This is a genomic window from Streptosporangium sp. NPDC003464 (assembly GCF_053588315.1).
On the sequence record NZ_JBSFPS010000263.1, the window covers coordinates 1 to 13,696 of the forward strand.

At 72.2% G+C, this 13,696-nt stretch carries 11 protein-coding genes and 2 pseudogenes; 6 read left to right on the plus strand and 7 right to left on the minus strand.

All coding sequences use genetic code 11. The features are described from left to right. Positions 1-40: 40 nt before the first annotated feature. Complete coding sequence (locus ACWDS7_RS38955) at positions 41-499, minus strand: hypothetical protein (RefSeq protein WP_451933345.1); 459 nt, start codon at positions 497-499, stop codon at positions 41-43. Positions 500-897: 398 nt separating this feature from the next. Here ACWDS7_RS38955 and ACWDS7_RS38960 point away from each other — a divergent pair, with 398 nt between their 5' ends. After that, positions 898-3,372 (plus strand): excinuclease ABC subunit UvrA, encoded by a 2,475-nt coding sequence (locus tag ACWDS7_RS38960; RefSeq protein WP_451933346.1) that lies wholly within the window; start codon positions 898-900, stop codon positions 3,370-3,372. Here ACWDS7_RS38960 and ACWDS7_RS38965 read toward each other — a convergent pair. Then, positions 3,349-3,825 carry a hypothetical protein gene (locus ACWDS7_RS38965; protein ID WP_451933347.1) on the minus strand — a complete coding sequence of 159 codons (477 nt, stop codon included), beginning with the start codon at positions 3,823-3,825 and terminating at the stop codon, positions 3,349-3,351. The genes ACWDS7_RS38960 and ACWDS7_RS38965 overlap by 24 nt on opposite strands. On the opposite strand from ACWDS7_RS38965, the gene ACWDS7_RS38970 reads away from it, so the two are divergent. Next, a complete protein-coding gene (locus tag ACWDS7_RS38970) occupies positions 3,805-4,152 on the plus strand; it encodes a hypothetical protein (protein ID WP_451933348.1) in 348 nt (115 codons plus the stop codon). The two genes, ACWDS7_RS38965 and ACWDS7_RS38970, sit on opposite strands and share 21 nt — an antisense overlap. On the opposite strand, the pseudogene ACWDS7_RS38975 reads toward ACWDS7_RS38970, so the two are convergent. Then, positions 4,122-4,427 (minus strand): annotated as a pseudogene (locus ACWDS7_RS38975) (DUF5722 domain-containing protein); the annotation flags it as partial. The gene ACWDS7_RS38970 and the pseudogene ACWDS7_RS38975 overlap by 31 nt on opposite strands. Positions 4,428-5,548: 1,121 nt before the next feature. On the opposite strand from ACWDS7_RS38975, the pseudogene ACWDS7_RS38980 reads away from it, so the two are divergent. From ACWDS7_RS38980 to recD2, 3 genes and pseudogenes are all read left to right on the plus strand, one after another. Then, positions 5,549-5,746 (plus strand): annotated as a pseudogene (locus ACWDS7_RS38980) (DUF5722 domain-containing protein); the annotation flags it as partial. Positions 5,747-5,909: 163 nt separating this feature from the next. Then, entirely contained in the window at positions 5,910-6,779 is an 870-nt protein-coding gene (locus ACWDS7_RS38985; RefSeq protein WP_451933349.1) for a phosphotransferase family protein, read from the plus strand. Positions 6,780-6,939: 160 nt separating this feature from the next. Beyond that, positions 6,940-9,141: an SF1B family DNA helicase RecD2 gene (recD2, locus tag ACWDS7_RS38990; RefSeq protein WP_451933350.1), complete on the plus strand. Its 2,202-nt coding sequence runs from the start codon at positions 6,940-6,942 to the stop codon at positions 9,139-9,141. A 33-nt stretch (positions 9,142-9,174) separates the two neighbouring features. Here the strand turns inward: recD2 and ACWDS7_RS38995 are convergent, their stop codons facing one another. Further along, positions 9,175-10,080, minus strand: coding sequence for a pentapeptide repeat-containing protein (locus ACWDS7_RS38995; RefSeq protein WP_306870641.1), 906 nt, complete (start codon positions 10,078-10,080; stop codon positions 9,175-9,177). 238 nt (positions 10,081-10,318) lie between these two features. Here ACWDS7_RS38995 and ACWDS7_RS39000 point away from each other — a divergent pair, with 238 nt between their 5' ends. Beyond that, a complete protein-coding gene (locus ACWDS7_RS39000) occupies positions 10,319-10,783 on the plus strand; it encodes a MarR family winged helix-turn-helix transcriptional regulator (protein WP_451933351.1) in 465 nt (154 codons plus the stop codon). 291 nt (positions 10,784-11,074) lie between these two features. Here the strand turns inward: ACWDS7_RS39000 and ACWDS7_RS39005 are convergent, their stop codons facing one another. From ACWDS7_RS39005 to ACWDS7_RS39015, 3 genes are all read right to left on the minus strand, one after another. Beyond that, the gene (locus ACWDS7_RS39005) at positions 11,075-11,332 is read right to left on the minus strand and encodes a hypothetical protein (RefSeq protein ID WP_306870646.1); all 258 of its coding nucleotides are present in this window, start codon (positions 11,330-11,332) and stop codon (positions 11,075-11,077) included. Positions 11,333-11,591: 259 nt separating this feature from the next. After that, positions 11,592-12,266 carry a response regulator transcription factor gene (locus ACWDS7_RS39010; protein WP_451933352.1) on the minus strand — a complete coding sequence of 225 codons (675 nt, stop codon included), beginning with the start codon at positions 12,264-12,266 and terminating at the stop codon, positions 11,592-11,594. After that, positions 12,263-13,438, minus strand: coding sequence for a sensor histidine kinase (locus ACWDS7_RS39015; protein ID WP_451933353.1), 1,176 nt, complete (start codon positions 13,436-13,438; stop codon positions 12,263-12,265). Before ACWDS7_RS39015 ends, ACWDS7_RS39010 begins: the two co-directional genes overlap by 4 nt. Positions 13,439-13,696: the final 258 nt, after the last annotated feature.

Sequence of the window (13,696 nt, forward strand, 5' to 3'; positions counted from 1 at the left end):
CCCGCCGCCCGGCCGGGCGGCGGGGACGACCGGCGGCCGATCACGGGCTGTCGACGCCGATCCAGTTGACGTGCCACTGGAAGGCCTGCGCGACGGCGGGAGTGATGGGGCTGCTGTCGCTCCAGCGGACGTAGAGGCGGAATCCGGTCGCGGTGGGGCTGTAAACGGCGTTGGCGCCCGTCAGCGCCCAGTGGTCGCCGGTGCCGCCGACGGAGCTCGTGTAGACCGGGGTACCGGTGAAGTTCGCGGAGGTGGTGTCGACGTCGATGTACAGGCCGGTGCCGTTCCCGTAGGACTCCCAGCCCTCTCCGGGCGCGGTCTTCCCGGCCGCGACCCGCTGGCTCGTCTTCGCCGCCGACGTCACCTCGGCCGCGACCTCGGCCGCCACCCGCTTGGCGGCCGGGCGGTCGTCGGCGTGCGCGCTCGCCCCTGTCACCAGAACGGCGCCGAACGCCAGGGCGGCGGACAGGGCGACGGTCGTGGACCTCACGATGGCCATGTGTTCTCCTTCGGTTCTCAGTCAAGTCCTCGGCGGTCATGACCTCGGAGAGGCGCTGTCCGCGGCTGCGGGCAGCGCCTGCCATGGCGTCTGAGGATGCAAACGATCATCACTGATAGTAGCCATCTTGCAACTTAATGTTGTTGAACGTCGCTGTTCGACGGCGTGCCGCCGCTTGGTACGCATACGGGCACGCTCCGCCGGGCCGGGCGCCGCTTCTCGGGTGCGTGGGACCGCGGGAAAACAGTAGTGTCAGCCCAAAATTGCAGTGACATCAAAATTATCGTCTAAGGTGGGGCGGTGACCTTCACCTCCGACATCCGCCCCGGCGCCCCTCTGGGCGGCGGAAGCCGCATCGCACAGCTCCGGAGTCCAGGGCGACCCCCGAAGGGGCAGCGGTGAGCCGGCCGGACGACACCCTCGACGGCGACGTGATCAAGGTCGTCGGGGCGCGCACCCACAATCTGCGGGACGTCAGCGTCGTCTTCCCCAAGAACAAGATCGTCGCCTTCACCGGCGTCAGCGGCAGCGGCAAGACCTCACTCGCCATCGACACCGTGCACGCGGAGGCCCAGCTGAGATACCTGAACGGCATCTCACCGTTCTTCCGCCAGTTCATCTCACCCAAGGACCGCCCGCAGGTCGACCGGATATCCGGGCTGGGCGTGACCCTGGCGGTGGACCAGCGCCGGCTGAACCGGAGCCCGCGCTCCACCCTCGGCAGCATCACGGGGTTGAACGACTTCCTCGGCCTGCTGTTCGCCCGGCTGCCGGCGCTGGGGCCCGAAGCCCGGGAGTTCCCCGAGCTACGCGGGCTGACCAGTGCTTGTTTCGACCGGTACAGCATGGAAGGCCGCTGCAAGGAGTGCGGCGGCATGGGCGCCACGGTGAGCCCGGCCGAGGACCGGATCGTGACCCGCCCCGACCTCCCGCTGCTCGCGGGCGCCGGGACGTGGTTCGGCCGGGCCGGCTCCGGGGAGTCCCTGGCGCTGCCCGCCCTCGCCGAGCGGTACGGCGCGGACCTCGGCCTGCCCTGGTGCGAGCTGCCCGAGGAGTTCCGGCAGGCGGTGCTCCACGGCACGGGCGACGTGCCGGTCACCTACAAGGTCACCACCAGGCAGAAGAAGACGGGCGCCGAGATCACCTTCGAGCGCAGCGTGCCGCTGAAAGGAGCGGTCCTCGAAGTCTCCAGGCTCTACGACGCGGCGGGCACCGACGGGGCCAAGGAGCACTACGCCCGGTTCATGCGCCGGATCGAGTGCTCGGCGTGCGGCGGCACCGGGTTCGGCGAGGTCGGTCTCACGGTCAAGCTCGGCGGCCTGACCTATCCCGAGGTGATCAGGCTCCCCGTCGAGGAACTGCGCGGATGGGTGGACGCGATCGGGCCGACGCTCACCCCGATGCAGCGTGAGGTGGCCGACACCGTCCTGCCCGACCTGGCCCGCCGCGTGCGGCTGCTGGTCGAGCTGGGCCTCGGGCACCTCCAGGTCACCCGCACCGCCCCGTCGATGTCGGGCGGAGAGCTCCAGCGGGCCCGGGTCGCCGCCCAGCTGAACACGGACCTGACCGGGATCGTCTTCGTCCTCGACGAGCCGAGCGCGGGCCTGCACCCCGCCGACAAGCGCCCGTTCCGCGAGATCCTCCGCGAGCTGCGCGACGCGGGCAACACCGTCCTGCTCGTGGAGCACGACCCTGAGCTGATCGCCCTGGCCGACTGGGTGGTGGACATCGGCCCCGGGGCCGGGCGCGAGGGCGGCAGGCTCGTCGCGTCCGCCCCGCCGTGGGAGCTGAGCCGCGACGAGCGGTCGGTCACCGGCGCCTACCTCGGCGGGCGCGGTCCCCGGGTCCGCCGGACCCGGCGGTCCGGCCCCGCCACGGCGCCCCGGCTCGCCCTGATCGGCGTCGACGCGCACAACGTCCGCCTGGACCGGGTGGAGATCCCCCTTCACGTGCTCACCTGCATCACCGGGGTCAGCGGCAGCGGCAAGAGCAGCCTGCTGCACCAGGCGCTCGGCGCGGGCCTCGACGCCGTCCTCCGCGGCGAGCGCCCGGAGGCCGTCGCCCGGATCGAAGGCGCCGGGCAGCTCGACTGGGTGACGGTGGTGGACCAGAATCCGATCGGGCGCACGCCGCGCTCCAGCCCGGCCACCTACACCAAGGCGTTCGACGCGATCCGCAAGCTCTACGCCGCCACTCCGGAGGCCAGGAGCCGCGGGCTCGGCGCGGGGGCCTTCTCCTTCAACTCCTCCGGTGGCCGTTGCGAGGCGTGCGCCGGATACGGCAGACGCCAGGTGGACCTGCACTTCATGCCGGACATGTGGGTCGTGTGCGACGTCTGCGAGGGGCGCCGCTTCACCCCCGAGCTGCTCGCCGTCACCTACCGCGGCAAGGCCGTCGACGAGGTGCTGGAGATGACCGTGGACGAGGCGGCGGACTTCTTCGGCGGATCGGCCGGCCTCGCCGCCACGTTGCGCGCCGCCCAGCAGGCGGGGCTGGGCTATCTCCGGCTCGGCCAGAGCGCGACCGAGCTCTCCGGCGGTGAGGCGCAACGCCTGAAGCTGGCCAACGCGATCCTGCTGGGCGGCGGGGGCCGCGGCCGCGGCCTGGTGATCCTCGACGAACCGGTCACCGGCCTGCACCCGTCCGACGTGCAGCGCATGGTCGACGCGTTCGACACGCTGCTCGCGGCGGGCAGCTCGGTCGTCATCGCCGAGCACGATCTGCACGTCGCCGCCTGCGCCGACTGGATCATCGACATGGGACCGGGCGCCGGCGACAGGGGCGGGCGGATCCTCAACCAGGGCCCTCCGGCGACGATCGCGGCCGGTCCCGGTGTGACCGCGGAGTATCTACGGCCCCTCGTCACGGGCTGAGCGCGGGCGTCCACCCGTCTGCCGGTCGGACGCCGGGACCGCGGCCGCCGCCAGGCTCAGCCTGTCGATCTCGTAGGAGCCCGCCCAGTCCGAGCCGACCGAGCCGCGCACCCACACCTTGACCCGGGAGACGGCCTTGCGGCCCGCCCAGCGGGACAGGTCGAGGGTGAGCCGGTTCCAGCCGCGGGCGGGGTCGACCGCGCCGACGCCCTCGGCGACCTCGCCGTCCGGGCCGTAGGCGCGGACCCTCGCGGAGAAGACGTTGCCCGGCCTGAAGCCGTCGCCGGCGTGCTCCGGCACCCGTACCGACACCGACAGCTGTGACCTGAGCGAGGCGTCGAGCGGCCGGTCGAGCACCAGGTCGGCGCCCTTGTACGCCTTGGCGTACATCGACCAGCTCGGCAGGTCGCGGTCGAAGCGCACGCGCAGCGCGTGTCCGCCGTCGACGGCCACCCGTTCGACGGCGGCCGCGTTGTCGGAGGGCGCCAGCCGCCGGTGTCCCGCTCGAAGTCGGAGACCACGTGCTCCAGCGCGGGCTCGGCGTCCAGCTGTACGCCGACGGTGGCCGGGAGCTTCCTGGTCGCCAGCCTGGCCGGGTCGGAGCCGGGGATGACGTCCTTCCGGTCGGAGATCCCGATGATCTTCTTGGCGGACTCGGTCACCTCGAGCGAGCGCTCGGTGCCGATGTACTTGAACGTGATGCGCAACGTGTCGAAGCCGTCGGTCGCCGTCCTGTCGTTCCAGAAGGCCGGGTTGAACAGGTTCTCCGGATACGGGTGATGGGCGATGTTCCAGTCGAAGTCACCCTGGGCCTTGGTCAGGGCGTTGAGGCCCTCCACCACGTCACGGCCCGTGTAGGTGTATTCGGGGTCGTCGCCCACCGCGCCGGCCCAGAAGTGGGTCAGCGAGGTGCAGACGCGGGCGTCGGCGTCGGCCTTGCGCACGGCCTGCCAGGTCAGCCGCATGGCCCTGGTGTACTGCTCCAGGAAGACGTCGCGGTCCTGGGGGCCCATGTTGTACCAGTACTGCTGGGCGTCGATCTCGTTGCCGACGATCCAGCCCCAGGCCCTGCCGTACCTGGCGGAGGTTGATGCCCGCGTGCTCGACGCCGATCTCCGCGGCGCCGGGCGTGACGACGGCGACCGGCCGCAGGCCCGTGTGGCCCGTGGGGTCGTGCCAGGTGTCCAGCGCGTACAGCGCCACCTGGCCGGTCGCCCTGCGGGTGCCGGTGCCGGTGCCGATGACCGTGTCCTGGCCGACCGCGACCCCGGTGACGCCCATCGCGGCCCCGGCGAGCGCGAGGGCGGGAAGGGCCGTCACCGTCGCCGGTACGGCGAGGGCGAGGGCGATCAGCGCGTTACGTAGGGTCCGTGGTGGATGCGGCATTACATCTCCTGCTCGGGGGGTGTGACAGGGGCGTCTCGGTCCGGGCTACCTGGCCCAGCCCTCCTGGCCCCGATCGTTCTTCTTGATGCCGGCCCCGATCCCGCGGTCCCACCATTTCTACAGGTCGGGCAGCTCCTCCTCCAGCGAGCGCTTGCCGAGCAGGTAGCCGTCGAACACGTCGCGGGAGGAGGTGCCCTCGGGTCCGCCGGGCAGCGCGGTCACCCGGAACGGCCTGCCCCACTCGCCTCCGGAGGAGGCCGGCGGTCTCGGGGGAGGGGTCCACGCCCTCGACCGCGGGCAGACCGCCGGTGGCGTCCAGCCACGGCTTGACCGCCGGTGAGCTCATGAACTGCAGGAACTTGATCGCGGCGGCGTACTTCCCGCCCTTCACCGTGGACGGGATCATGTAGCTGGTGCCGCCGATCGAGGCCCCGCATCTGGCGGGGGGCCTCCGTCGACAGCGGGCTGGTGGCCTTCGTGACCGTCGGGAACGGCATGGTGCCGATCGGGAACTCGGCGTCCGTCTTGAGCGCTTCGACGGCGAAGTCGGTGCCCCACGACATGGTGGCCTTGCCCGAGACGAAGTCGCGGTAGCCGACCGCGGCGCCGCCGTTCCCAGGTCCACCCCGGCGCGAACCCGCCCTTGTCCAGCAGCCGACGGCCAAGGTGCTCACCTCGCTCGACCACTATTTAGGCACCGCCTACGATCGACCGGCGGCGGCCGAGGCGATGCTGTCGGGCATGACCGTGCTCAAGGGGCTGGCCGCGCGGGCGGGGCCGCGTCTGGCGGGTGGCCTACCATCCGTACCCGCCCAACCTGCTGCGCCCCGAGTTCTCCGCCGACGACTTCCCGAGAGTGACCTACGGCAACATCGGCGTCCTGGTGGGGCGGCTGCGGCAGCAGTTCCCCGGCACCCCGTCGGCGTGGGAGGTGCAGCTGACCGAGAGCGGCGTCGACTCCCTGTCGCCGTCGAGCGAGTCGGCCCAGGCCGCCAGGCTGTGCGACTCCTTCCGCAACGTGCTCGGCACGCCCGGTATCGACAGCTACAGGGGTCCAGGCCCCGGTGTCTCTGATCACCGCGCCGGGACCGGCCGGGGCGGCGGGGTGCGGGACGCCGGGGGAGCCGGTCGCGGAGTAGGGTTCACCTCCCATGGACATCACCGAAACCCGACAGAGCCTGCTGGGCAGGCTGCTCCCGGACGACGATCTGCCGGGTCTCCCCGTTCACCGGGGGCAGTTCCACGACGTGGTGATCGGCGCGGAGCGGGTCGTCTGCTTCGCCCGGACCGGGGCGGCCGGCGGCCGGCTGCCTCAGCGGGCCGCCGTGCTGCGGACCCTCTCCGGCCTCGACCTCGGTGTCCGCACCCCCGAACCGCTGGCCGTCGGAGACTCCTGGGACGGCGCCGGCGCGCCGTACCTGCTGCTCGGCCGGATCCCCGGCGCGCCGCTGGCTCCGGCGGAGCTCCGCTCCCGCGAGGTCGCCGGCGCGGTGGCCGCCCAGTACGCCGCCCTGTTCACCAGGCTCGCGGCGGCGGGCTCGGAGCCGGCGGTGCGCGAGGCCCTGCCGCGCGTGCCGCGGGACAGGTGGCGGGCGTTCGCCGGGGAGGTGCGGGCGGAGCTGTTCACGTTCATGTCCGCCGCCGGCCGTGAGCGGGCCGAGCGGGAGCTCGCGGCCCTGCGCGACCTTCCCCACCTCACCTCCGCCGTGGTGCATGGCGACCTCGGCGGCGAGAACGTGCTGTGGGAGAGGCGGGACGGGCTGCCCCGGTTGAGCGGTGTGGTCGACTGGGACGACGTCTGCCTGGGGGATCAGGCCGAGGATCTCGCGGCCGTCGGGGCCAGTTACGGCACGGCGTTGCTGGAGGAGGTGCTCTCGCGCATCGGAGCGCGGCCCGGCCTGAGCGCGCGGATCTCGGCGATCCGCGGCACATTCGCGCTCCAGCAGGCCCTCTACGCGGCGCGGGACGGTGACCGGGAGGAGATGGACGACGGCCTGAGCGGCTACCGCACAGCACGCTGAGCGGCTACCGCGCAGCACACTCAGCGGTCCACCGGCAGCCGCCCACGGCTCTTCCCTGACCGACACCGCGTCCCCGTCCTGTCCGTGCCGCCCGAACTGTCGCAGCCACCGGTTAGTGTCCTGAAGTGAGATGCCGCACATGATCCCGGGGAGCCATGCGGTGACCGTGCTCGCGAAGCCGTACCCGACGGACGTGGACGCCTCCGTCGAGCAGCTGATATACGTCCGTGACGACGAATACACGGTCGCGCGGATGAGCGCCGAGAGCCTGGCCGGGTTCGTCGCCTCGGGCCGGGCGCTGGCCGGGGTGCAGCCGGGGGAGACGCTGCGGCTGGCCGGGGAGTGGGAGGAGCACCCGCGCCACGGCAGCCGCCTGGTGGTCAAGCAGTGCGAGCGGGTGGTCCCCTCCACCGTGCGCGCCATCACGCTCTACCTCGGATCGGGCCTGATCCGCGGGATCGGGCCGCGGCTCGCCCACGCCGTCGTCAGCCACTTCGGCGAGGAGACGCTCACGGTCATCGACACCGAGCCGGAGCGCCTCAGGGAAGTCGTCAACATCGGCGCCGCGCGGCAGGCGCAGATCGTCCAGGCGTGGGCGGAGCAGAAGGCGGTCGCCGCGCTGATGGTTGCCCTGCAGGGCTTCGGGATCAGCCCGCTGCTCGCGGCCAAGATCTACCAGGTCTACGGCAACGACTCGTGCGACATCCTCACCCGCGACCCCTACCGGCTGATCGGCCAGGTCAGAGGGATCGCCTTCCACACCGCCGACCGGATCGCGCTGCGGTCGGGGGTGCCGGAGCACAGCCCGCAGCGGATCAAGGCGGCGGTCCTGGACCGGCTGGAGGTGGCGGCCGCCCGCGACGGGCACTGCTTCCTGCCGCTGCCCGCCCTCCTCGCCGCGGTGGCCGATCTGGTCGGGCAGGAGGAAGGGCCGATCCGCCGGGCGGTCGACGCGCTGGTCGCCGAGCACCGGGTGGTCGTCGAGGCGTCGCCGGCCGGCCCCGGCCAGGTGGCGTACGCCAAGGAGCAGCACAGCCGCGAGGTCGCGCTGGCGGCGCAGCTGACCAGGCTCCTGCGGGCCCGTTCGACACTGCCGCTGCGCGCGTTCGCCGACGACGAGGGGCTGGCGGAGGACCAGCGGGTGGCCGTGAACCTGGCGCTGACCAGCACCGTGTCCGTCCTGACCGGCGGTCCCGGCTGCGGCAAGAGCCACACGGTGAAGGTGATCGCGGCGACCGTGCGGGCGATGGGCGGCACGGTGACCCTGACCGCGCCGACGGGCAAGGCGGCCAAGCGCCTGTCGGAGCTCACCGGCCTGCCCGCGATGACCGTGCACCGGATGCTCGCCCAGCAGCCGGAGCGGGAGGAGGGCACGCTGTTCCAGCAGTCTCCCGCGCAGGCGGATCTGATCGTCGTCGACGAGGCGTCGATGCTGGATCTGCAGCTGGCCACCCGGCTGACGGCCGCGATCCCGGCGGGCAGCCACCTGCTGCTGGTCGGCGACAGCGACCAGCTCCCCAGCATCGGGCCCGGCAGCGTGCTGGCCGATCTGCTGCGCGTGGCGGAGATCCCGCGCATCCGGCTGACCCAGGTCTTCCGGCAGGCGCAGGACAGCGGGATCGTCCAGGCCGCCCACCGGATCCGGGCGGGTGAGCTGCCCGCGCTGCCCGGCCGGGGCGGCTTCTGGTTCGAGGAGCTCGACGACCCGGAGCAGGTGGCCGCGCGGGTGGTCCATCTGGCGACGGAGGCGATCCCCCGCAAGCAGAACATCGGCAGGGACCAGATCCAGGTGCTGTGCCCGATGCGCAAGGGCGCGACGGGCGCCACGGAGCTCGGCCGCAGGCTGCAGGAGCGGCTGAACCCGGCGCGCGAGGGCACGGCCGAGCACTGGTCGGGCCCGTCGGTCTTCAGGGTGGGCGACCGCGTCATGCCGATCCGCAACAACTACGACAAAGGCGTGTTCAACGGGGAGAGCGCCACCGTCACGGCGGTGAACCCGCAGGAGCGGCTGGTGGAGATCCGCACCGACGACGGGGAGAGGGTGGAATACACCTTCGGCGAGCTGGACGAGCTGACCCACGCCTACGCGATCAGCGTGCACCGCTCCCAGGGCAGCGAATACCCGTTCGTGGTGGCGCCGATCGTGGCCGAGGCCGGAGGCGTGATGCTGCAGCGCAAATTGCTGTACACCCTGGTCACCAGGGCGGAGTCGTGGGTGGTGCTCGTCGGCCAGCGCGAGGCGCTGGAGCTGGCCGTGCACCGGCTCGGCCGGCGCAGGAACACCGGCCTGGCCCTCCGGCTCGCCCTCGGCTGCGCGGGCCCGAGCGTCCCCGGAGGAGCCGGGGCGGGACAGGACGGGTGAGCCGGGGCGCCCGCCGGCCTGCCCGGGCCGGCGTCACCTCCGGCGTGGGCTCCTTCTCCGGGGACGGGAGGAGGTGGGCGCGGCCGGCGTGTCCGAGGACTGCCAGTGCGCCGGGCGGGTGAGCGTAGGCGGCAGCGCTGTGGCGGCGTCGCCCTTGGCCGCGTTGAGCTGGGACTGGGTCAGGAAGATGCTCTCGGTGAGGTCGGCGCCCCTGAGGTCGGCACCCCGGAGATCGGCCCCGATGAGGTCGGCCACCCTGAGGTCGGCACCCCGGAGATCGGCCCCGATGAGGTAGGCGCCTCTCAGGTTGGCGCCTCTGAGGTCGGCGCCCCTGAGGTTGGCCCCGATGAGGTCGGCGCCTCTGCGGTCCTTCTTCTGGCGGCCGGCTCCGGCCCGTACGAGCTCACTCGTACGCAGCAGCAGGGCGCTGACCTCCTGCCGGTGCGCTGCCACGTCCAGCTCCATGAGGGAGTCGGGGCTGTCGCGGGTGAGACGCTCGGTCGTGTCGAGCGCGAGGCGGATCTCCTCGTGGAGCGGGAGGGCCGGCCGCAACGTCAGCGCCTCGGTCAGATACCAGAGCAGCTCATGGAGCTGCCGCATGATCGGGAACACCTCGAACATCTGCCGTGCGGTCTGCGGGGCCCGGCGCCAGTCCTGTCCGCCGAAGGTGAGCTGGGTGACCTTCTGTCCCGCGCCGAAGCAGTCGTAAACGGTGCAGCCCGGGAAGCCCTGCTGCCGGAGGCGTGAGTGAATGCCACAGCGGAAGTCCGGCTGCAGGTTGGCGCACGGCTGCCCGGCCGCTTTGTCGACCGCGAAGTCCGCCGAGGCCGAGAAGGGCAGCGCGACACAGCACAGCCCCGAGCAGCTCGCGCAGTCGGCTCGCAGGCTGAGCAGGTCGGCGCCGGGGACGGGGCGCGCGGGTTCGTGCGTCTCGGACAACGTGCGTGGTCTCCTCTTACGTCATGGACTCTTACGTCATGGACGGCGTTTCTCAGCTCCGAGGTTACGGCCCTTCGGCGCTCCGAGGTTACGGCGGAGCCGGCCGGCGGCCGATGCGGAGGCCCCGGCCGCGGGCCGTACGGCCACTTACTTGCACACGCGCTTTATTTCAAAACGTGAGTAGACTGGGCGGCGACGACGGCCCGCCTGGAGGGGGAGGGCGCGAGAGGAGGCGGCCATGGGGATCGGCGACGGCGCGGTGCAGATCCGCGCGCAGGGCTGGCGGACGCTCGCCGCGCTGCACGGGCTGATCGACGCCGCACTGGAGAGGGCGCTGCAGGCCGGCCATGACCTGTCGGTGGTCGAATACACGGTCCTGGACGCGCTGTCGCGCCAGGACGGCTGGCACATGCGCATGCAGCAGTTGGCCCGCGCCGCGGCGCTGTCGGGCAGCGCCACCACCCGGCTGGTCAGCCGGCTCGAAGACCGGGGACTGCTGACCCGGGTCCTGTGCCAGGACGACCGGCGCGGCATCTACACCGAGCTCACCGAGCAGGGGTGGGCGCTGCTGAACAGGGCCCGCCCGACCCACGACGACGTCCTGGCCAAGGCTCTGACCGAGGCGGAGCAGACCCCGGAGCTCGCGCCGCTGGTCGAGGCCCTGCACGGCCTGCCGATCGACTCCGGGGCGCCGGCCGTCTGAACGAGGGAGATCTCGGCCGGCGCGTGGCACCGCGACCGTCGGGGAGAACTCGACCCGCGTGCCCGGTGGCCGCTGTGGTGATCAACCCGCCTGCCGGGAGTCTCGTCCGTGTCATGAGGGGGACGCCGGACTCTCGACCGTCCTGTGACCGGGCAGACCGCCTCGGGACGGAAACATCCCGGGACGGAGAACATCCGTGGACGGAGAACATCCCGGGACGGAGAACATCCGTGGAAAAATCCGTCCCGGTCCGGCATCAACGCCGGCCCGGGACGGATCTCCTAATCAATTCTAATAAAAGAGGTGAAGAGCAACGCGAGAGCCGACGCGTTCACACTTGAAATCCTGGACGATGCCGCCACTGGTGATGGCTTTGAAGCCGGCCCTGACGCACTGGTCGTTGTAGTCATAGTAACCGGCGAGGTGCCATGAGGCGGTGGCCTGCGCGGAGGGACTTGCCGCGGAGGCGGCCGTGGCGGAGGTGGCGACGGTGCTGAAGGCAAGCCCACCGGCCATCAACGCCACTGCGGCCAGACGACGAGTTCTCATTCTTTTCCTGTCCTTCGTCGAAGTTGAAGAACGCGCCCATGGACGGCGATTCCGGCGGTAATCGCGCCTTGGACACATGATTTCCTGCCGTCAGAATGCGCCGCCGTACTTGGAAACCACTTGCGGACCACTGGGAAATAAGGCCGAGGACGGCAGGCGATATCGCGGACGGACGACGATTATCCGAGCGTCGCGTGGCCGGGCCCGCCAGGTGCCTCCGAGCGGCGCGGGGATCGCCGTCCCCGCCCGTGCGCCTGTCTCACGCGTCATCCGCTGTCGCCGGACGGATGAGACCGCTCTCGTAGCCGAAGACCACGACCTGTGCGCGGTCCCGCAGTCCCAGCTTCAGCAGGACCCGGCTGAGGTGCGTCTTCACGGTGGCCTCGGCCAGGTGCATCGCCGCGGCGACCTCCGCGTTGGACAGCCCGCGCGCCACCTGGACCAGCACCTCGCGCTCGCGGGAGGTGAGCGCCGCCAGCCGCTCGTCGCGCTCGGGAACGCCAGGCATGAGCTGGGGGGCGAACTTCTCCAGCAGGCGGCGGGTGACCCGGGGGGAGACCGCGGCGTCGCCTGCCGCCACGCTGCGGATCGCGGCCAGCAGCTCCTCGGGCCGGGTGTTCTTCGGCAAGAAGCCCGAGGCCCCGGCCTTCAGCCCGGCGAAGGCGTATTCGTCCAGGTCGAAGGTGGTCAGGATGAGCACGCGCGAGCGCGGGGAGTCCCTGACGATCCGGCGGGTGGCCTCGATCCCGTCGACGCCGGGCATGCGTACATCCATCAGCACGACGTCGGGACGTAGCAGCCGGGCCATCCGGGCGGCCTCGTCGCCGTCGCCCGCCTCGCCGGCCACCTCCAGGCCCGGCTCGGCCTCGAACACCATGCGGAACGCCATGCGCAGCAACGACTCGTCGTCGGCGATCAGCAGCCGGATCGTCATGCCGTGCCCTTCTCCATCATGTCGTCGCCGATGTCGAGGCTGGCCGCCACCCGCCAGCCGCCGCCGGACAGCGGACCGGCATGGAGGCTGCCGCCGTAGGCGGCGACGCGCTCGCGCATGCCGACCAGGCCCCGCCCGTGGGCGTCTCCTGGTGCGGGCCCCGGGCGGCCGTCGTCAATGACCTCCACGGCGGCGCACCGCGGTGTCAGGCGGACCCGTACCTCGGCCGTCGCCCCGGGGGCGTGCCGGAGCGCGTTCGTCAGGGCCTCCTGGACCAGCCGGTAGACGGTGAGCTGGGCGACGGCGGGGACCGCCTCCGGGTCACCGGTCACCTCCAGGCGGGTCGGCAGCCCGACCGCGCGCATCCTGTCGGTAAGCGGGCCGAGCTGGGCGATCCCGGGGGCCGGACGCAGTCGCGCGCCGGCCTGCCGGCAGGACTCGCCGTCCTCCCCGGCGCCGAGGGAGCGTCGCATGTCGTCCAGGGCCTGCCGTCCGGTGGCCGCGATCTGTTCCATGGCGGAGGCCGCCCGCTCCGGCGCGCGGTGCCGTACGTACGCCGCGCTGTCGGCCAGCGCCACCATGACCGACAGGTTGTGGGTGACGATGTCGTGCATGTCGCGGGTCATCCGGGCGCGCTCCTCGGCGACGGCGAGCCGTGCCCGCTGCTCGCGGTCGTGCTCCAGCGAGGTGACGTACGCCCGCCGGGCACGCGTCCACAGGCCCGTGGTGAGGGCGGCGGCGGTCATCGCGGTCAGCGCGGCCGCCGTGAACGGCGACTGGCCGGGCGGGGCCCATCGCGCCGCGGCCAGCAGCGCTCCGGCCTCCAGCGTGAGCCCGGCCACCAGCGTCTGCCGCCAGGCGCAGCGCGTGGCGACGGTGTAGAGAGCGACCAGCAGCGCGGCGTCGGCGGGGAGCTGCACGTCGGCGACCCACTGGACCGCGGCCGCCGCCGCGATCGCGCAGAACACCGTCAGCGGCGCGCGCCGCCGCCACACCAGGGGCACCACCAGGGCCGCCTGGAGCAGCAGCGGCCCCGGCTCGCCGCGTGCCGGCACCTGGCCGGGGCCGAGCGTGGCAAGGAAGATCACGGCCGCCAGCAGCGCGTCGGCGGGTATGGACGACCATCGAGTGAGCGCTGCGAGACAGGCCACCGGACGGTCGCCTCGTTTCATGCCGCTCACCCTAGTTGCCCTGCGGATTCGCTCCCCATCCTCCTTCAGGATGAACATCCGGGCATGTCAGCCGGGAGTCGTAGGCGTGGATCAACCGTACGCCGCTGGCCCGGGGCCGGGTCCCGCTGCCAGCCTCGTCGGGCACCGGAATCCGCAGCTCGCAAGGAGCCTCACATGTCCTGGTAGCGGACACCGACACCACCTGCGGTGACGTGGGCGTTGAGGATGCGGACCGGGTTGCCGTCGTTCCATTCCGGG